The 18,124-nt window shown below is 73.7% G+C and carries 18 protein-coding genes; 14 read left to right on the forward strand and 4 right to left on the reverse strand.

Features of this window, described 5'->3' with window-relative positions; all coding sequences use genetic code 11:
• Positions 1-158: 158 nt before the first annotated feature.
• From ACZ3X1_RS32345 to ACZ3X1_RS32355, 3 genes are read right to left on the reverse strand one after another with little or no spacing between them, the layout of a single operon-like run.
• Entirely contained in the window at positions 159-632 is a 474-nt protein-coding gene (locus ACZ3X1_RS32345; RefSeq protein WP_467282439.1) for an STAS domain-containing protein, read from the reverse strand.
• Positions 629-1,759 (reverse strand): cobalamin B12-binding domain-containing protein, encoded by a 1,131-nt coding sequence (locus tag ACZ3X1_RS32350; protein WP_467282442.1) that lies wholly within the window; start codon positions 1,757-1,759, stop codon positions 629-631. The genes ACZ3X1_RS32345 and ACZ3X1_RS32350 overlap by 4 nt, the downstream gene beginning before the upstream one ends.
• Entirely contained in the window at positions 1,756-3,342 is a 1,587-nt protein-coding gene (locus ACZ3X1_RS32355; RefSeq protein ID WP_390077688.1) for a PP2C family protein-serine/threonine phosphatase, read from the reverse strand. The genes ACZ3X1_RS32350 and ACZ3X1_RS32355 overlap by 4 nt, the downstream gene beginning before the upstream one ends.
• 310 nt (positions 3,343-3,652) lie before the next feature.
• On the opposite strand from ACZ3X1_RS32355, the gene ACZ3X1_RS32360 reads away from it, so the two are divergent.
• The 5 genes from ACZ3X1_RS32360 (at position 3,653) to ACZ3X1_RS32380 (ending at position 8,381) form a co-directional block, all read left to right on the forward strand.
• The gene (locus tag ACZ3X1_RS32360) at positions 3,653-4,000 is read left to right on the forward strand and encodes an STAS domain-containing protein (protein ID WP_390077429.1); all 348 of its coding nucleotides are present in this window, start codon (positions 3,653-3,655) and stop codon (positions 3,998-4,000) included.
• Positions 4,001-4,067: 67 nt separating this feature from the next.
• Positions 4,068-4,499, forward strand: a complete 432-nt coding sequence (locus ACZ3X1_RS32365) for an ATP-binding protein (protein ID WP_362627893.1) — start codon at positions 4,068-4,070, stop codon at positions 4,497-4,499.
• Positions 4,500-4,755: 256 nt separating this feature from the next.
• Positions 4,756-6,507: a bifunctional phosphatase PAP2/diacylglycerol kinase family protein gene (locus ACZ3X1_RS32370; RefSeq protein ID WP_467282446.1), complete on the forward strand. Its 1,752-nt coding sequence runs from the start codon at positions 4,756-4,758 to the stop codon at positions 6,505-6,507.
• A gap of 31 nt (positions 6,508-6,538) precedes the next feature.
• Positions 6,539-7,492, forward strand: coding sequence for a YihY/virulence factor BrkB family protein (locus ACZ3X1_RS32375; protein ID WP_390077433.1), 954 nt, complete (start codon positions 6,539-6,541; stop codon positions 7,490-7,492).
• A gap of 64 nt (positions 7,493-7,556) precedes the next feature.
• Positions 7,557-8,381, forward strand: a complete 825-nt coding sequence (locus ACZ3X1_RS32380) for a phosphatase PAP2 family protein (RefSeq protein ID WP_390077435.1) — start codon at positions 7,557-7,559, stop codon at positions 8,379-8,381.
• Between the two features lie 233 nt (positions 8,382-8,614).
• On the opposite strand, the gene ACZ3X1_RS32385 is transcribed toward ACZ3X1_RS32380, so the two are convergent.
• Positions 8,615-9,115, reverse strand: coding sequence for a MarR family winged helix-turn-helix transcriptional regulator (locus ACZ3X1_RS32385; protein ID WP_467282449.1), 501 nt, complete (start codon positions 9,113-9,115; stop codon positions 8,615-8,617).
• A 101-nt stretch (positions 9,116-9,216) separates the two neighbouring features.
• Between ACZ3X1_RS32385 and ACZ3X1_RS32390 the strand changes: the two genes are divergently transcribed.
• From ACZ3X1_RS32390 to ACZ3X1_RS32430, 9 genes are all read left to right on the forward strand, one after another.
• Positions 9,217-10,431 carry a PP2C family protein-serine/threonine phosphatase gene (locus ACZ3X1_RS32390; protein ID WP_390077438.1) on the forward strand — a complete coding sequence of 405 codons (1,215 nt, stop codon included), beginning with the start codon at positions 9,217-9,219 and terminating at the stop codon, positions 10,429-10,431.
• Between the two features lie 69 nt (positions 10,432-10,500).
• Entirely contained in the window at positions 10,501-11,043 is a 543-nt protein-coding gene (locus ACZ3X1_RS32395; RefSeq protein ID WP_390077440.1) for a MarR family winged helix-turn-helix transcriptional regulator, read from the forward strand.
• Between the two features lie 177 nt (positions 11,044-11,220).
• Positions 11,221-12,513, forward strand: coding sequence for a PP2C family protein-serine/threonine phosphatase (locus ACZ3X1_RS32400; protein WP_467282451.1), 1,293 nt, complete (start codon positions 11,221-11,223; stop codon positions 12,511-12,513).
• Between the two features lie 104 nt (positions 12,514-12,617).
• A complete protein-coding gene (locus tag ACZ3X1_RS32405; protein ID WP_467282584.1) occupies positions 12,618-14,204 on the forward strand; it encodes a sensor histidine kinase in 1,587 nt (528 codons plus the stop codon).
• Positions 14,201-14,659, forward strand: coding sequence for a response regulator (locus ACZ3X1_RS32410; RefSeq protein ID WP_362627870.1), 459 nt, complete (start codon positions 14,201-14,203; stop codon positions 14,657-14,659). Before ACZ3X1_RS32405 ends, ACZ3X1_RS32410 begins: the two co-directional genes overlap by 4 nt.
• A gap of 79 nt (positions 14,660-14,738) precedes the next feature.
• On the forward strand, positions 14,739-15,101 hold the full coding sequence (locus ACZ3X1_RS32415) for an STAS domain-containing protein (protein WP_362628328.1): 363 nt from the start codon (positions 14,739-14,741) through the stop codon (positions 15,099-15,101).
• 25 nt (positions 15,102-15,126) lie between these two features.
• A complete protein-coding gene (locus tag ACZ3X1_RS32420) occupies positions 15,127-15,594 on the forward strand; it encodes an ATP-binding protein (protein WP_390077446.1) in 468 nt (155 codons plus the stop codon).
• A gap of 164 nt (positions 15,595-15,758) precedes the next feature.
• Positions 15,759-16,529: a restriction endonuclease gene (locus ACZ3X1_RS32425; protein WP_467282453.1), complete on the forward strand. Its 771-nt coding sequence runs from the start codon at positions 15,759-15,761 to the stop codon at positions 16,527-16,529.
• Positions 16,526-17,767, forward strand: a complete 1,242-nt coding sequence (locus ACZ3X1_RS32430; RefSeq protein ID WP_390077449.1) for a phospholipase D-like domain-containing protein — start codon at positions 16,526-16,528, stop codon at positions 17,765-17,767. Before ACZ3X1_RS32425 ends, ACZ3X1_RS32430 begins: the two co-directional genes overlap by 4 nt.
• Positions 17,768-18,124 lie beyond the last annotated feature (357 nt).

The raw sequence follows: 18,124 nt of genomic DNA on the forward strand, positions 1-18,124 counted from the left end.
GGGCGACCGCGAGGCGGTCGCCCCCTTCGCACGTCCAGGTTGAGGAGGTGGGTTCGAGGACGGGCGGGACGCACAGGATCCCCCGACGGGCGGAACCGCTGGGCGTACGGGTCCGCACCGGCGGTGGGGACCGGGCGCGTCGGAACGTGCGGACACCCTCAGTGGGTGTCGCGCCGATCGTGCCGCTCGTGCCGGCCGCGTGGGTCCGGGCCGGCGGAGGGAGCGGCCGGCAGGTTCTCCTCCGTCTGACCGCTGCACGCGGCGCCGCCACCGGTGCGGCGCAGGGCCTTCGCGCCCGCACTCGGTGCCGTGAGGTACTCCAGGGTGCAGGTGATCTCCAGGAGGCGGTCGAGCTGTACGGTCCGGCCGTCGAGGTGCAGCCCCGCGCCCGCCTTGTCGGTGCGCCGCCGGACCATCAGCAGCGCCGACAGGCCGCTGGAGTCGACCGCGGACAGCCCGGCGCAGTCCAACCGCAGGTCCCGCAGTGCGGGGTGTGCGGCGAGCACTTGGTCCACGGCCTCGACGAGGAGGTCGGCGTGGCGGTGGTCGAGGTCGCCGCTCAGCTCGACGCGCACGACCTCGTACGAGGAGGAGTACGTCAGGCCGAGCGGGGTGGAGGGCAGGCTCGTCATACAGCGGTCCCGGCAGCGGTGAGGGGGGTGACGGTCAGGCGGTCGGCTCCGGCCCGCAGGGTGGCGGTGGCGCGGGGGAAGTCCTGGAGTTCCCGCCGCAGGAGCTCCAGGGCGGGGAGCAGCGAGGCGGCCGGAACCCCGCGGGCCTCCAGGACGCCGGCGGTCCACAGCAGGAAGCCGCAGAAGAGGTCCTCGTCACCGGTGTAGAGGGCGGCGGCGAGGAACTCGACGATGTGGGAGAGGTCTTCGGCGGTGCGCTCGCGCTGCACTTCGGTGTAGGTGCGCATCGCCGGATACGCGTTCTCCAGCTGCGTGACCACGGCCCGGACGAGCCGCGGGCGGCTGCGGGCGACCAGTGTGTACTCCTGGTCGTTCAGGTGGGGCAGGTCGTCGATGGCCTGGTGGCCGGGCCGGGGCCGCGGCAACGGGCCTCGGGCCAGCTCGTCGGCGGCGGCCCGCGCGTCGGGGGCCCAGGAGTCCGCGCCGAGCAGGCGGGCGTAGCGGCCCCCGGGTCCGAAGGCGGCCCCGCCCACGATCACGGGGGTGCCGACGGCCTGGCAGGCGGTGATGGTCGCGTGCGCGGCGGGCAGCCTGGTCGCGAGGGAGCCGGAGAGGGCGACGGCGTCCGGGCCGGTGCGGTGCAGGTGTGCGACGAGGTGCGGGGCGGTCACCTGCGCGCCGAGGTAGTCCACGCGCCAGCCCCTGATCCGCAGTACCTCGGCCAGGAGCCGGGCGGGCAGGGCATGCCATTCGCCGTCCACGCAGGCCACCGTGACCCGCCCGCGTGTCGGTGCCGTGTGGACCGAGGGGTGCAGGGCGACGGCGGCGACGGCCCGGTCGTTGATGGCGGTCGCGGCGTGCTCCTGGGCGACGGTGATGCGGTTCGCCGCCCACTCCTGGCCGACCCGCCCCTGTACGGAGGCGATGACGTCGAGCAGGAGGTCCTCCGCCGCCATGCCGTCGTCCAGTGCGCGCAGCACCGTACCGACCGTGGCGGCCTCGTCGAACGCCATCACCGACTCCCACACCTGTGCGCGGAGTTGCTGCGGCGCCGAAGCGCACGTCGTGGTGATGGCGGGTGCCTGTGCCGGTGCCTGTGCCGGTGATGGGGTGTCGTACGGGCTCATGCGGTGAACCGCCCGCGGGTGTGGCCGTCCACGGCGCTGAGGTGGTTGGTGCGCGGGGCCGAGATCACGACGACGGCCATGTCGTCGTGGCGGCCCGCCCCCACCCACTGGGAGGTGAGCATCTGTACGTGTTCCACCACCGCTTCGGCGGGCATCGCCGCGCATTCCGACAGGGCGCGGCGCAGCCGCTCCTCCCCGAACATCGCACCGCCCATGGGGCCTCCCCGTGCCTCGCTGATCCCGTCGGTGTACAGCACGCAGGTGTCACCGGGTGCCAGCGTCACGCGGACCGTCTCCGTGGTGATCTCGGGCAGCGCGCCCACCAGCGTTCCCTTCGTACGGGCCTCCTCCACCCGGCCGTCGGAGCGCAGGATCAGCGGGGCGGGGTGTCCGGCGCTCGTCAGGCGCAGCCGCACCGCGTTGCCCTCCCGGGCCGCGGAGGCCAGCACCATGGTGGCGAAGCGGGCGTTCTCGGAGTTCAGCAGGGAGGTGTTGAGCAGGCTGAGCATCCGGTGGTGGTCGTCGGCCATCGGCAGGAGGGCGTGCAGCGTGTTGCGGATCTTGCCGGTCATCACCGCCGCCTGGAGGCCCTTGCCGCAGACGTCTCCGAGGACGACGAGGGAGGGCGCGCCCTCATCGGAGGCGGGGTGCAGGTCGTAGAAGTCGCCGCCGACCCGCTCGTGGTCCTTCGACGGCCGGTAGCCGCCGGCGTACTCCACCCCGGAGACCTGGTGCAGCGGGGGAGGGAGGAGTTCGCGCATCAGGGTGTCGGTGATCGACGCCTGCTCCGCGTAGAGACGGGCGGCCGACATGGCGGCGCCGGCGCGGGCGGCGAACAGGCGCGCGAACACCTCCTCGCCCTCCGTGAACGCGCTCGCGCCGTCGGTGCGCAGCAGTACCAGGGCGCCGGCGGGCACCCCGTGCCCGGGCAGGGGCGTGATGACGATCGACCCCAGGGTGTCGAGGCCGTCCGGCACCAGCCAGGCCGGTGCGGCGGACGGGTCGAGCCACCGGGAGGGGACGGGCGGGAAACCCTGGAGCGCCTCGGCCAGACCGGGCACGTCCTCGGGGTCGACGACGGCGCGGGAGACGGACGGCCCGCCGCCGCGGACGCAGGACACGATCGGGAGCTGGGGGCCGTGTGCGGGGCCGATCACCAGGGCCGCGTCGGCGAGGTGATCGGCCGCCATCTGAGCCGTGACGTCCATGCACCGGTCGAGGTTCAGGGACGACAGCAGGAGGTTGGAGGAGCGGACCAGGAACTCGGTCCGTTCGCGTTCCGTCCACAGGGCTTCCCGGGCCAGCCGGTGGTCGGTGTCGTCGACGAGCCACCACACGACCGTGCCGTCGTCGCGGGGTGTCGGATGCGCCTCGTACGAGCGGTCGCCCACGGGCCCCTGGACGGTGCCGGCCCCGGCGGGCGGGCGCTGCTCGGGCACGGGGGTGGTGTAGCGCGCGTGCGCCGACACCAGCCATCCGGGTACCGCGTCCGCCATCGCCGAGCCGGGGCGGGCGTCCGGGAACACCAGGCCTGCCGCCTCGTTGGCGTGGACCACGACCGCACGGGCGTCAGCCACCAGCACCGGGTAGGGGGCCTGACTCCACGACAGGCCCGTGGTGGGCGAGCTCGGGGTCGTCTCGGTGGAAGGAACCAAACGTTGAAGGCCCGCTGTGCGAACCCCTCACCTCTTCATCGCGTTCATCACGTCGGAAAAGCCTCGGACCAAACAGTTGTCCTCCGGCAACCATCCTCCATGGGCCGTGCACCTCGCAACCGCGCCACGGGCGGACGCGGTGTCGAAGGGCCATCCCTGAGGGTGACGAAGTACTGAACCACTTGCCGTTACGGGTACCCGGTCGTCGGGCCCGCACGCGATGTAGGAGGATGTCCCGGTGATCGGAGAGGAAGCGGTCGTCACCACGACCACAACACGTGACGCGACCGTCATCGGCCTGCGCGGCGAAGTCGACGAGGACAACGCACCGTTCCTGGCCGACGCCCTCGCACAGGCCGCGGCGGACGGCCCGCCACGCACCGTGGTGGACCTCTCGGGCACTTCCTTCGTGGACTCCTCCGTGCTGCACGCGCTGCTCGACGCGCAGCGGGCCCACGCGGACGCCGGGTCGGTGCTCGTCCTCGCCGGCCCGCTGCACACCGCCGTCCGACGACTGTTCGACGTCACCGGAGCCGCGGCGGCGTTCCGTATCGCGGACAGCCTGGCGACCGCGATGACATGCTGACCACCACCCCCCGTCCCCGAACGGGTCGTCACGGTGCGACCCGTGCGGCCATGGGCAGGCGATGAGTATGAACCCACCCCCGCCGTCCGAAGCTCCCCTGGGCCCGCAGCGGCACCGCGAGGACGCCGTCGGCGACCGGCACGCCGCACCGCCCGGCTCGGCGGCCGCGGCCCGTGAGCGCGTCCGCGAACTGCTGCTCCTGGCCGGTGTCAGCCTCGACAGCGTGACCGCCGCGGACGCGCTGCTCGTCACCTCGGAGCTGGTCACCAACGCGATCCGGCACGGTGACGGCGTCATCGCCTTCCAGGCGGACATCAAGGACGACGTCCTGCGGCTGTCCGTCGCCGATGCCAACCCCCGCCTCCCCGCGGCCCGTACGGGCACGGTCGACCACCCCGGGGGTTACGGCTGGCCGCTCATCCAGCGCCTGGCGGAGCAGGTCGACTGCAGTACCCGGCCCGACGGCAAGACCATCACGACGGCGGTCCGCCTGAGCTGACCCGTCCCGGGCGGAGGCCGCGGCCGTACGACATCTGCCGGGCGGCCGCCCGGGGCGGCGCCGTCCCGCCCGATGTACCCAAAGGCCCTCGGGTACGTCCGCAGTGCGGCGCTCCCCTCCACGGCAGCCGCGGGCACAGCCGCAGCCGGGGCGTTCACCGGTCGGCGGGCGCATCATCGGGCCGTGACGGGCAACAAGGGCCTCCATGACGACGGATAGCGGCGGGGCCGCGAGACGCTCGCGGTTGGTGTGGCTCTTGGCGGCCCAGACCACCTTGATGGTGCTCCTGGGCCTCGGGATTACCCGTGTGGCGGTCGGCCATTGGCCGCTCACCCTGGAGGACCGGCTGCCCCAGGACTTCGCCGCGCATCGGAGCCCGGTCGGGAACGGTGTCACCGCGGGGCTTTCGCTGATGGCCAGTACGGAGGGCATCATCGGGGTGACGCTGCTCTGCGTGGCCTTGCTGCTGGCCCTGCCACCTGCCCCGCGGTGGGCGGAGGCCGTTTTCCTCGGGGCGTCGGTCGCCGTGCAGTCCGCGGTCTTCCTCGTCGTCACCTTCTTCGTGGAGCGGCCCCGCCCCGACGTCGCCCAACTGGACGGGGCGCCCCCCACGTCGAGTTTTCCCTCGGGGCACGTCGGCGCGTCCGTCGCCCTGTACGGAGGGCTGGCGGTCCTCGTGCTGAACCGTGCCCGCGGCCCCTGGCGGTACCTCGCGGCCGGGGTACTGCTCCTCGTACCGCCCGCGGTCGGGCTGTCCCGGGTCTACCGGGGCATGCACCATCCCTCCGACGTGCTGGGCGGCCTGCTCAACGGCGCCGCGACGCTGCTCGTCCTGGGGTCCGTGTTCCTGTCCGGCCGTGGCGGCGCCGACGGCCCCGCGCCGCACGGCGTTTCGGGGGGCGCCGCCGCCGTGCCCGGACAGCCCGGGCAGCCCGGACAGCCCGGCCGGTCCGACCGCGCGGGCGGGCGGGGTCGCGGCGGGCGCGTCGTCGTCGTACGCCATCCCCACGGCTGCCCGGACGAGCTGGCCGCCGAGGTGCGCGCCCGGCTCCACCGGCACGGTTTCACCGATCAGCGGTGGACCTCGACCACCCCGGACCGGCCCAGCGGGAGACTTGCCGAGGAGTGCGCCGCAGGCGGTGTGGAGCTGGTCGTGGCGTGTGGCGGAGACGGCACCGTACGGGTCTGTGCCGATGTCGTCGCCGGCACCGGAATCCCGCTGGCCCTCGTCCCCTGCGGCACCGGCAACCTGCTCGCCCGCAATCTGGACCTGCCGTCCGATCCGGCGACCGCCCTCGACGAGGCCCTGGCCGGCGGTGACTTCGGAATCGACGTCGGCCGGGTCGAGGGCGACGGCCTCCCGCCGACCCGGTTCACCGTCATGGCAGGTGCCGGCTTCGACGCCGCCATGGTCCGCGACGCGTCCCCGGTCCTCAAGGCACACCTGGGGTGGGCCGCCTACGCCCTCTCGGCGGCCCGGCACCTGCGCGACCCCCGCATGCGGCTGTCGCTCCGCCTCGACGGGGGCCGCCGGATCCGGCGGCGGGCCCGGATGGTGGTCATCGGCAACGTCGGCGCACTCCAGGCCGGCCTGCAACTGCTACCGCGGGCACGGCCGGACAGCGGCCGGATGGAGGTCGTGCTCTTCGACCCGCGCGGGGCGGCCGGATGGCTCGCCGCGGCGGCGCACCTGGCCGCCCGGACCGTACGGCGTCCGGCCGCGGCCCTGGCACCCGGCGGGCCGGTGTCCGTCGCCGCGGGATCGCTGGAGTACTTCAGTGCCGCCCGGATCGAGGTCCGCTTCGCGCGGACCCAGGGCCGCGAGGTCGACGGCGACACCATGGACGACGGCTCCCGGCTGACCGTCGACACGGAACCGGGGGCCCTGCGGATACGGCTGCCGCGCGCGCCCGGCGCCGCCGCCACCCCCTGGCGCGCAACCGACGGCACCTCGCGGACCGCCCGTACCGCACCTGCCACACCTGCCGCGCCCACCGCACAGCTCTGACCCGCACACCGCCAAGGAGGGGAGACGAACGATGGGAACCGCCACCCGGGTACCGCAGCGACGCGACGTGCGCGGCGAGGAGCTGTCCGGCGACGAGGCATGGGCGGCTCTGCGCCGTTACGGCAGCTGGCGCCTGGCCCGTGACTCCTTCGTGCGCTTCCGCTACGCGGACGGCTTCAGCCACTCCCGTGCCCTGGCCCTCCAGACCGTCCTGTCGATCGTGCCGCTGGCCATCGCCGCGATAGGCCTCTCCAGCGTCCTGCACACCGAGGACATCGGGCGCGTGGCCGAGCTCACGATCAGCCGGATGGCCAACGGCCCCAGTCAGGAAATGGTCGACGAGGCCCTGCGCGAGAGCCGTCGGCACGCCGGCGACGGCGGCCAGGCGGCCCTGTGGCTCGGCCTGTTGTTCTCCCTCGTCAACGTCACCACGAGCCTGTGCCAGGTCGAGCGCGGCGCGAACCGGATCTACGGCAACGAACGCGACCGGCCCTTCCTGCGCAAGTACTCGCGCGGCCTGGTCATGGCGGTACTGGCGGGGCTTCCCCTGGGGCTCAGCTTCATCCTCACGGTCCTCGGCACCGACCTGGCCCGCGCGGTCGCCGAGGTGTACCACCTCGGCCCGGCCACCATCCGGGCCTGGGACATCCTGCGGTGGCCGGTCGGGGTGCTGCTGGCCGTGCTCGCCACCAGTGCGATCTTCCGCCTCTCGCCGCGCCGTGCCCAACCGGGCTACACGTGGCTCGCCTTCGGTGCCGTCGTCCACCTGGTGCTGTGGCTCGGCGCGACGTGGGCGCTGAGCCTGTACGTCGGCGCCAGCAGCTCCTTCACCAGCGTGTACGGCCCCCTCAGCGCGATCATGTCGCTGCTGCTGTGGTCCTACCTCACCTCGCTGGCGCTCTTCCTCGGACTGTCCTTCGCAGCCCAACTGGAAGCGGTGCGCGCGGGGACGAAGGAGCCGGTGGCCCGGGACCCGGGCGTCTGACACCGCACCCCCTGTCCGCCCTCCCACTCCTCACGCACCCTCCCCGAAGGCAGGTTCCGCCGTCATGGCACAGCGCACGGCCCGATCCCGAAGCCTCCGCACCGTCCGAGCGCTGATCGCCCGGCACTCGGGGCCCGACGCGGCGTTCGGCCGCAGGCTGGTGCTGGCGGTGACGGCCACGGCCGCGGTGGCGGTGCCGTTCGCCCTGGCCCTCGTACTCGTAGAGTCCCGGTGGCCGCCGCTGTACCGCCTCGACCGGACCACCGCGGAGCGGCTGCACCGTACAGCCCTCGAACACCCCGCCTGGGTGCGCGTCCTGGACTTCTTCACCGGTGTGGTGTGGGACCCGGTGACCATGCGGCTGCTGGTGGCGGCCCTGGTGGTGTGGCTCCTGACCCGGCGGGCATGGCGGCTGGCGACGTGGGCCGGTGTCACGGCGACGTCCGGGGCGCTGATCGGGTTCCTGGTCAAGAACGCGGTGGAGCGGGCCCGCCCGCACCTGCCGGAACCGGTCGCCCACGCGCCCGGCTTCTCCTTCCCCTCCGGCCATGCCATGACGGCCATGACCTCCTGCGCCGTCCTCCTGCTGGTCCTGCTCCCGCTGGTGCCGCGCCCTTGGCGGCCGTTGCCGTGGGCGCTCGCGACGACCGCGGTCCTGGGCGTCGGCTACACCCGGGTCGCGCTGGGCGTGCACTGGGTGAGTGACGTCGTCGGGGGCTGGCTGCTCGGCATCGCCGTGGTCACGGCGACGGCACTGGCCTTCGAGGCCTGGCGGGCCGACACCGGACGCCCGCGGACGACGGTGACCGAGGGCCTGGAGCCGGAGATCACCTCCGACACCGACCCGGAAGCGCCCTCCCGCCCCACGACGCCGCCCGCCGGAAGTTGACGTCTCCCGGCTGCCTCCCCGGCGTCCGGAGGCAGCCGTACGCGGCCATCGCCGCCATCCGCTGACGTCGGCGGACTGCTCGTCCGGCACGGGGACGGAACAGAACGGCGCGGGCCCACGCCACTCGATCATCCGGCCGGCGAAGAACCTGCGCGCGAGGGCGTTCCCTCCTCGGGACGGCGACGGGCAGTGCGGCGTGGTCCGCCCACCCTGCGCAAGGCCGCCCGCCCGCGTCAGGCCGTCCTGGTGGTGAGGGAGTTCGGGGGCGGCAGCCGCAGCGGCTTCGCGACCGCCGCGCAGAAGTCGGCGAGCCCCGTCGCCAGGGCGGCCCGGGAGGCTTCCGGCATCGCTGCCATCGCCTCGGCCAGCACCTTCTGCCTGCGGGCGCGGAGCCGTTCGAGGTACGCCCGCCCCGTGGGCGTCAGCCGGAGCAGTACCTCGCGGCGGTCGTCGGCCCCGGGATGCCGTTCGAGGAAGCCCACGGCCTGCAGGCGGTCGCACAGCCGGGTGACGGACGGCGGGGCCGACTCCAGCAGCCTGCCGAGCTCGCGCAGGTTCAGCTGGTCGTTCGCCTCGACGAGGAACAGCACCCGGGCCTGCGCGGAGGAGACGGGCGCGGCGCCGGCCGTGTCCCGGCCCCGCTCCCAGACCACCTCCAGCAGCTCGATCAGCTCGCTCATCTCCGCCACCGCCGACACGGCTGTCTGCGGGGAGCCGATCGTCCGCTGACTCATGTGACACTCCCTACCGGACGTACGCGCAGCCCTTCCAAGGCGGACCGGCGGCTTCGTCGTCCCCCATCTTTGCAGCTGCGAGAGAGACAGGTACGGGTCCGGTGACTGAAGGCGTAAGCGGCGAGGGTGTCGGGAGCGGCGGAGGCGTCGAGCGCGTGCTGCGCGGCGCCGCCCCGCACGCGCTGTTCGAGGAGGTCCGGGGCATCCTGGCCCGCGACCACGGGGCGGCCGGCGCCGACTTGCTGATGGCGGACTACGCCTCGGCCCGGCTCCGGCCCGTCACGACGCAGCCGTTCACCGCCGATTCCGTGTCGGCGTACAACAGTGCCGAGGGCCGGGCCTTCGGCGCCCAGGAACCGCACGTGGTCCCCGGGGTGGACGGGATCACCGTGCACCTGCCGGTGACCGTGCGCGGCGACCGGCTCGGGGTCCTGAGCGTCCGCTACCCGGCCGGCGCGGCGGTCGGCGGGCTCCTCGGCCCGCTGCAGGACGTGGCCGACGCACTGGCCCACGAGATCCTGGTCGCCGACCGCGACACCGATTACTTCCTGCAGGCGCGCCGGGCCAAGAGGCTCACCCTGGCCGCCGAGATGCAGTGGCAACTGCTGCCGGGGCGCTCGTGCTCGCGGCCCGAGTACGACCTCGGGGCACAACTGGAGCCCGCGTACGCCATCTTCGGCGACAGCTTCGACTGGTCGGCCTCCGCCGACCACCTGACGCTGACCGTCAACAACGGCATGGGTGAGGGCATCGACGCGGCGCTGCTGACGAGCCTCGCCGTCAGTGCCCTGCGCAACGCCCGGCGGGCCGGCCTCGACCTCGCCGATCAGGCGGCCCTGGCGGACCAGGCCCTCTACGGGCAGTACCAGGGGCGGCTGCACCTGGCGATGCTTCTGCTCCGCTTCGACCTGGAGACCGGCGGGGTCGAGGTCGTCGATGCCGGGTCGCCCCGGATCTGGCGGCTGCGCGGGAGCACCGTGGAGCGGGTCGGGCTGGAGGCTCAGCTGCCGCTCGGCATGTTCGAGGACACGGTCTACACCTCCCAGCACTTCCGGGTGCTGCCCGGGGACCGGCTGTTCTTCCTGAGCGACGGCGTCTACGACGTCCTCTCCCCCGCCGGCGAGCCGTACGGCCTGCACGCCCTGACCCGGGCCGTCATGAACACGCGGCTGCTGCCGCCCTCGCAGGTGCCGCGGGCGCTGCTGGAGGAGCTGCCGGGGTACCGGGGCGGCGTGGACGCCGTCGACGACGCGATGGTCGTCTGCCTCGACTGGCACGGCCGGCCCGGTACGAAGCCCGGCGGCGACGAGCGGTAGGGGCGACAGGGCGGTCGGGCGACAGGGGCGGCCGGGGCCGATCGCCCCGGACGGTGGCACAGTGGTGGCATGCCCCGTCCCGGCCGTTCCGGCGCGTACGAGGACCCGGCCGCGGCCCTCGCCGCCGCGGCGGACCTCCTCGCGGTACTGCACGCCAGGGGCCAGGACGGTGTGGAACCGGCCGTCTCGCCGTCGCAGCTGCGGGCGCTGCTCGCCGTGGAGGGCGCCGAGGGCGGCAACCTGCGCACCCTGGGCGACGTGCTCGGCTCCCGTCCGCCGTCGGTCACCCGGCTCTGCGACCGGCTGGAGGCCATGGGGCTGCTGACCCGCTCGCCGCATCCGTCCCGGCGCCGCGAGGTGGAGGTGCGGCTCACGCCGCAGGGGCGGGCACTGCTGGACGAGCGGCGGGCGATCCGGGTGCGCGAGGTTTCGGCGGTGCTCGGGCGGATGGCGCCCGAGGCGGTGCAGGCGCTGGTGGCGGGCCTGGAGGCGTTCCGCGAGGCCTCCGCCGGCTCGTACCCGGCCGACGGCCCGGTCGACCGACCGCCCCCGCCCGTGGACGCCGGCCCCTCCGACGCGCCGGCCCCGGCCCCTGTCCCCGACAGCGCCTGACAGCCGGGCGCGGCCGCAGGTCCGGGGGGCGGTTTCCCGGCCCGTTCGCGGGATGACAGAATCATTGAGTTCGTAAAATATTGCCTACCGGCAAATGATCACTCTAGGCTTGTCCGACGCAACCACGCGTCCGTCGGGCGTCCGCCGTCCGAGATGAGAAGGGACAGACGCGACGCCATGGCGAGCATTCCCGGGGTCGGGGCCCAACGCCCGGCCGCCCGCACACCGCAGCCGCCGGTGGTCCGGCCCCGGCAGGCCTCCTCTGAGACGCCGGACGACTCGCTGGTGCTGTGGAACGGCGTACCGCCGTACGTCCTGCTCATCGAGGACGACGAGGGCGACGCCGTGCTCGTACAGGAGCTCGTGGAGGACAGCGGGATCGAGGTCCGCCTCGGCCGGGCCCGCTCCCTCGCCGACGCCCTGCACCTGCTGGAGGCCGAGGCCCCCGAGTGCGTCCTGCTGGACCTGCACCTGCCCGACGCCCAGGGCCTGGACGGGCTGGAGAAGGTCCTCGCCGTGTCCGCCGAGGCCGCCGTCGTCGTCCTGACGGGCCTGTCGGAGGAGCAGGCGGGACTGACCGCCGTCGCGGCCGGCGCCCAGGACTACCTGGTCAAGGGGCGCCTCGAGGCCGACGTCTTCATGCGGGCCATCCGCTACGCGATCCAGCGCAAGCGCACCGAGCTGGCGGCCGTCGCCCTCCAGGCGGGCAAACTGCGCGCCGAGGAGAACGCGCGCCTCGAACGCGGCCTGCTTCCCACGCCGCTGCTGCTCGACGACGCCGCGCACACGGTCACCGTATGCGCCCGCTACCACCCTGGGCGCGCCCAGACGCTGCTCGGCGGGGACTTCTACGACGTCGTCCAGACCCCCGACGGGGCCACGCACGCCGTCGTCGGCGACGTGTCCGGCCACGGCCCCAGCGAGGCGGCGCTCGGCGTGTGCCTGCGCGTGGCCTGGCGGTCCTTCGTCATGGCCGGCGCCCGCGGCGCCGAACTGCTCGGGCTCCTGGAGCAGATCCTGCTGGCGGAGCGCTCCGGACCCGAGATCTTCGCCACCCTCGTCTCCCTCACCCGTCCCGCCGGCACCCGCGCCGTCTCCGTACAGCGCGCGGGCCACCCCGGTTTCCTGGTCCGTTCCGCGGCCGGTGTGGAGCTGCGCACCGTTCCGGGAGGGCCCGCGCTGGGCATCCTGCCCGGCTGGGGCGCCGGCTGGCCCGTCACCGAAGTGGCCGTGGAGGCGGGCGGCGCCGTGATGCTCTTCACGGACGGCCTGATCGAGGGGCGCATCGGCCCCGGCTCCGACCGTCTCGACGAAGCGGGCCTGCTGGAAATCGCCCGCAAGCACGCCGACCTGCCCGCGGAACCGTTCGTCGACACCCTCATCCAGGCGGCGCAGGGCCTCGCCGCGGACTGGGGCGGCCTGGCCGACGACGTCGCCGTCCTCCACCTCGAATGGGACTCCCCCACGTGATCTCCCCCGCACAGCCTCCCCGAAAGCCCCGCGGACGGGCCCAGGACCGCAACGGGCCGAGCCTGCGGGTCTGGCTGACCACCGTGCTGGCCGCCCTCGCCCTCATGGTCGTCGGCACGGGCGCGCTCGGCGCCGCCCTCCTGTCCCACACCACCACGGCCGGGAACCGGCTCGTCGACGGGATCCTGCCCGCCCAGCGGGACGCCCTGCGGCTGGAGACGGCCCTGCTGGACCAGGAGACCGGGGTCCGTGGCTACCTGCTGGCCGGCGAGCCGGCGCTGCTGGAGCCGTACGAACGCGGGCTGGCCGACGAGACCGAGACCGGCCGACGCCTGGCGGCGGTCCTCGACGACGACGGCGTGCGTGAGGACCTGGCGGCCGTGCAGGAGGCCGCCCGGACCTGGCGCGAGCAGTTCGCGGCCCCCGCCATCGCCTCCGTGGAGAACGGCACCGCCCCGCCGTCCCTCCAGGACGGCAAGGACCGCTTCGACGAGGTCCGCCGACGGATCGCCGCCCAGCAGGCGCATCTGGACCGCATCCAGGCGGACGCCCGCACCACCTTCGGCGAAGCACGCACGCAGCGTGACCGCATCCTGCTGGCGATCGTCGTGGCCTTCCTGCTCGCCGGGTCCGCCCTTGTCGTGCTGCTCCACGTGGGCGTGCTGCGGCCGCTCGCCCTGGTGCGGACCGCCTCCCAGCGCGTCGCGGACGGGGCCTTCGAGGAGGAGATCCCCCTGCGCGGCCCCTCCGACCTGCGGGCCCTGGCCCGGTCGGTGGAGGCCATGCGGCACCGGACCGTGGACGAGCTGAACGCTTCGCGGCGCAATGCCGAGCGGCTCGACCGCACGGCCGCCGAGCTCGACGCGCAGGCCGTGGAGTTGCGCCGTTCCAATGCCGAGCTGGAGCAGTTCGCGTACGTGGCCTCGCACGACCTCCAGGAGCCCCTGCGCAAGGTCGCCTCCTTCTGCCAGCTGCTGGAGAAGCGGTACGGGGACCAGCTCGACGAGCGCGGCGCCCAGTACATCGGCTTCGCCGTCGACGGCGCCAAGCGGATGCAGGTGCTCATCAACGACCTGCTGACCTTCTCCCGGGTGGGCCGGGTCCAGGACGCGCGCGAGACGGTCGCGATGGACGGCCCCCTGGACCGGGCGGTGCGCAACCTGGCCGCCGCCGTGGAGGAGAGCGGCGCGGAGATCACCCGGCCCGAGCAGCTCCCGGACGTGGTGGGCGACCCCACGCTCCTGACGATGCTGTGGCAGAACCTGGTGGGCAACGCCGTCAAGTTCCGCTCGCCCGACCGTGCTCCGCGCGTCGAGGTGGCCGTGGCCGACGACCCGGAGGCCGAGCCGGGCTTCCACACCTTCACCGTCACCGACAACGGCATCGGTGTGCCGGCCGAGTTCGCGGAGAAGGTCTTCGTCATCTTCCAGCGGCTGCACGGCCGGGAGACCTACGGCGGCACCGGCATCGGCCTCTCGCTCTGCAAGAAGATCGTCGAGCATGCGGGCGGGCGCATCTGGATCGACACGGACCACCGAGAAGGCACCCGGATCGTCTTCACCCTGCCGGTCGCCGATGCCACCACCGACACCGACCCCGGCCCCGCCGCCCCCGGCGCGGCCTCGACCGCGGAGCCCGGTGCCGGCGCCGAGCCGCCCGCCCCCGTACCCACCGAAGGAACCCTCCGATGAGCACTCCCGCAGACCGGCCCCAGGCCGCCCCCGCCGAAGTCCTGCTGGTCGAGGACGACGCGGGTGACGAGCTGATGACCCGTGAGGCCTTCGAGGACAACAAGATCGGTAACGTGCTGCACGTCGTGCGGGACGGCCTGGAGGCCCTGGACTTCCTGTACCGCCGTGGCGAGCACGCCGACGCCCCGCGCCCCGATCTGATCCTGCTCGACCTGAACCTTCCCAAGTACGACGGACGGCAGGTCCTCGAACGGATCAAGACGGATCCGGAGCTGAGCCACATCCCCGTGGTCGTGCTCACCACCTCGGCCGCCGAGGAGGACATCCTGCGCAGCTACAAGCTGCACGCCAACGCCTATGTGACGAAGCCGGTGGACCTCGACCAGTTCATCCGGGCGATCCAGCAGATCGACGACTTCTTCGTCACCGTGGTCAAGCTCCCCCGCACCCGGTGAGGCCGGTGGCCGGGCCGGTGACGGGGCGGAAAGGTTCGGGAATGCGAACGGAAATGTGGGGAAGACGGACGTGAGCAGCATGGACACGCACAACGCCGAGGCACGCAGTCGCGTCGAGACCCGCTCCGACGGGGACGTGCGCATCGTGGTGATGGCGGGTGAATTCGACATGGACAACGTCGCCGATCTGCGGACCGCGATGGATCCCGCAGCGCCCGGTGTGGCCCGGTTCGTCCTGGACGTCGCCGGGGTGACCTTCGTCGACTCGACCGCGCTCAGCGTCATGCTGCAGCCCGCGATGGACCGGCCGGTGGTCCTGGCGGGGACCGTGCCGAGCCGCCTGGCCCGGCTGCTGGAGCTCACCGGTGCCGAACTGGCCTTCGCCACCGCGCCCAGCGTGGCCGAGGGCACGGTCATGATCGTCCCGCCCCGAGAGGGCTGAACGGCGTTCCCCGAGGAGGTGAACGGTGCTGCACCACGCCGACGTGAGCGACACCAGGACGGGCGCGGGCGGACCGCGCACAGCCATGCAGGCACGCGACCGCGTACGGACCCTCCTGGAGTCGTCCGGAACCGTGAGGGTGGGCACCGCCGCCGGGGAGGCGGTCCTCACCGACGCACTGCTGGTGACCTCCGAGCTGGTCACCAACGCCATCCGGCACGGTGGCGGGCTGCTCGGCTTCGACGCCTCCCTGTGCGCGGGCGGTGCCGGCCTGAGGATCGCCGTCACCGATGCCACCAGCACCGCTCCCCCGTCCCCGCCGTCCCGTCCCGCCGGGGCGGCGAGGGGCCGGGGCGGCTTCGGGTGGCCGCTGATACACCGCCTGACGCGGAGCGTGACGATCGCCCCTGCGGCGCACGGCGGCAAACGCATCGAGGTCGTCGTCCCGGTCGATGGCGCGGCCGGCCCTCAGGAGGATCCCCGACCGGTGTGAGGTCCCCCGGTTCCAGGCCCGCCCGGGTTCGGGGCCCTACCGGTTTGAGACCTGGAATTTCGGCCATACGGGCGTCGAACAGGCTTCGGCGTCCGCCGCGGTCCCCGCCCCGACACCGGTCGGGGCGGGGACCGCGGTGTGCCGGGGCGAGAGGGGGAACTCGTATGACCACACCCGAGGAGGACGCGTCGGCGGACGTGCGCGGCGTCGGATCCGTGGGGCGCCCCGGTGTGGGGCGTCGCGGCCTGGGTCGCGACGCGGTGCTCGCGCTCGGCCTGCTCGGCACCGCCGTCGCAGGCGTGGCCGCCTTCCTGAAGGCCGCCCCGGCGGACGGGACCAGTCTTCCGGTGACCCCGGTCGCCGCCCTGGCCGTACTGCTGCTGGGCGGGCTCCTGGCGAAGTGGAGCTTCGCGCCCGTCCGGCGCCGGTCCACCGCCCCGCCGCCCATGGGGTACGCGGACGCGCCCGTGGACCTCCCCGACGTCGGGGCTGACGCCCTCGATCACGCCGCGGTCGACGCCGACGGTTTCGAGCACGCGGTGGCCGCCCTGTGCGCACGCGACGGCTGCACCTCGGTGGAGGTGGTCGGCGGCGCGGGCGACCTGGGCGCCGACGTCCTCGCGACGACGGCGGACGGGCGACGCGTCGTGCTCCAGTGCAAGCACTACGCCGAGGACAACCGGGTCGGCTCACAGGACCTCCAGCGCTTCGGCGGTACCTGCTTCGTGGTCCACGAGGCCGACGTCGCCGTCATCGTGACGACCAGCTCCTTCACCGCGCCCGCCGCCGAGTACGCCGACACCTGCGGGATAGTCCGCGTCGACGGCGAGGCCCTGGCCGCCTGGACCGAGCAGCAAGCGCCTCCCCCCTGGGAGCCCGGCGCCGGCGCGCCCGCACCTGCCCCGTCCACCCCCGCCCGAGGAGCCACGTCATGACCACCACCGACACCGGAGCCACCCCGGCCGACGTCGCCACCCCGGTCGACGCCACCGACCCCGCCGACGCCACCGACCGGGCCGATGAGCGCATCCACCGCATCCGGCGCCGCCTCGAACGCCTCATCGGCATCGCGGCGACCGAGGGGAACTCCGTACGGCCGCTGCGCAACGGTGACGAGATCTTCGCGTCGATGCTCGACGCCATCTCCTGCGCCCGGCACACCGTCGACATGATGACCTTCGTCTACTGGAAGGGCGACATCGCCCGCCGGTTCGCCGAGGCGCTGGCCGAGCGGGCCCGCCACGGCGTGCGCGTGCGGCTGCTGCTGGACGGCTTCGGCAGCCGCCTGATCGAACAGGACCTGCTGGACCGGATGAGCACGGCCGGGGTGGACGTCGCGTGGTTCCGCAGACCCGTCTTCCTCTCCCCCCTCAAGCAGAACCACCGCTGCCACCGCAAGGTTCTCGTGGTCGACGAGCGGACCGCCTTCACGGGCGGTGTCGGCATAGCCGAGGAGTGGTGCGGCGACGCCCGCAACCCGCACGAGTGGCGTGACACGCACGCCGAGGTCCGCGGGCCGGCCGTCGACGGGATCGCCGCGGCGTTCGCCCAGAACTGGGCGGAGTGCCATCCCGAACTCTTCGACGCCCGCGACCGTTTCGTGAGCCACGAGCCGGCCGGCTCCGCCGTCGTCCAGGTGGTGCGCGGCTCGGCCGCCTTCGGGTGGCAGGACATGCAGACGCTGATGCGCGTCGTCCTGGAATCGGCGGAGGAACGCGTGCGCCTGGCGACCGCGTACTTCGCCCCCGACGACTACTTCGTCGAGCTGCTGTCCGCCACCGCACGCCGCGGCGTCACCGTCGAGATCCTGCTGCCCGGCCCGCACACCGACAAGCGCGTGTGCCAACTGGCGGGCCAGCACCACTACGAGGCGCTCACCACCGCCGGGGTGCGTATCCACCAGTACCAGCCGACGATGATGCACGCCAAGATCATGACGATGGACGGGGTGGTCTCCCTCATCGGCTCCTCGAACTTCAACCGCCGCTCCTTGGACCACGACGAGGAGGTCATGCTGGCCGTCATGGACCCGGCCGTCACCCGCACCCTGGACGAGCACTACGACCAGGACCTCCGGGCCAGCACGCGCATCGCCCCGGGACGCTGGCGCCGCCGCTCCGTGCTGCAACGCGCCCGGGAACTCTCGATCCAGCCGCTGCGCCACTTCCTGTGAACGGCGCAGCGGCGACCGGAGCGTGGGGGAACGGCGGAGCGGGTCCACTCCGTAGGCGATCTGATGCGCGGCGGCCATGCGCGGGCCCAGCTCGCCATCGAAAGAGCGCTCGGATTCAGCGGGGAGTTCCACGGACTTTCCGCCGGCCGAGCGAGCGGCGATATGGGGGCTCACGACCCGTGAGGTGACCCGGGGGCTTCGGGTGAGCCGGAGCAGCGGGGTGCCACTGCCGAGGAGCTCTCTGCGGGCCGGGATGGTCGGTCCAGAGGTCGGCGGCCTCCTCCAGGGTCTCGGGGCGCTCGTCGAGCAGGGTGCGCGCGACCTCGATGAGCGGGCGCGAGCCGGGGCGGGGGACGT

It is taken from the genome of Streptomyces sp. NPDC023541, from assembly GCF_055559995.1.

Bases quoted from the DNA above. Each gene is read 5' to 3' on its own strand.
- ACZ3X1_RS32410 (WP_362627870.1), top strand. From the start codon at position 14,201: ATGAGCACTCCCGCAGACCGGCCCCAGGCCGCCCCCGCCGAAGTCCTG.
- ACZ3X1_RS32415 (WP_362628328.1), top strand. From the start codon at position 14,739: ATGGACACGCACAACGCCGAGGCACGCAGTCGCGTCGAGACCCGCTCC.
- ACZ3X1_RS32400 (WP_467282451.1), top strand. From the start codon at position 11,221: ATGGCGAGCATTCCCGGGGTCGGGGCCCAACGCCCGGCCGCCCGCACA.
- ACZ3X1_RS32350 (WP_467282442.1), bottom strand. From the start codon at position 1,759: ATGAGCCCGTACGACACCCCATCACCGGCACAGGCACCGGCACAGGCA.
- ACZ3X1_RS32405 (WP_467282584.1), top strand. From the start codon at position 12,618: ATGGTCGTCGGCACGGGCGCGCTCGGCGCCGCCCTCCTGTCCCACACC.
- ACZ3X1_RS32345 (WP_467282439.1), bottom strand. From the start codon at position 632: ATGACGAGCCTGCCCTCCACCCCGCTCGGCCTGACGTACTCCTCCTCG.
- ACZ3X1_RS32395 (WP_390077440.1), top strand. From the start codon at position 10,501: ATGCCCCGTCCCGGCCGTTCCGGCGCGTACGAGGACCCGGCCGCGGCC.
- ACZ3X1_RS32375 (WP_390077433.1), top strand. From the start codon at position 6,539: ATGGGAACCGCCACCCGGGTACCGCAGCGACGCGACGTGCGCGGCGAG.
- ACZ3X1_RS32380 (WP_390077435.1), top strand. From the start codon at position 7,557: ATGGCACAGCGCACGGCCCGATCCCGAAGCCTCCGCACCGTCCGAGCG.
- ACZ3X1_RS32425 (WP_467282453.1), top strand. From the start codon at position 15,759: ATGACCACACCCGAGGAGGACGCGTCGGCGGACGTGCGCGGCGTCGGA.
- ACZ3X1_RS32430 (WP_390077449.1), top strand. From the start codon at position 16,526: ATGACCACCACCGACACCGGAGCCACCCCGGCCGACGTCGCCACCCCG.
- ACZ3X1_RS32365 (WP_362627893.1), top strand. From the start codon at position 4,068: ATGAACCCACCCCCGCCGTCCGAAGCTCCCCTGGGCCCGCAGCGGCAC.
- ACZ3X1_RS32385 (WP_467282449.1), bottom strand. From the start codon at position 9,115: ATGAGTCAGCGGACGATCGGCTCCCCGCAGACAGCCGTGTCGGCGGTG.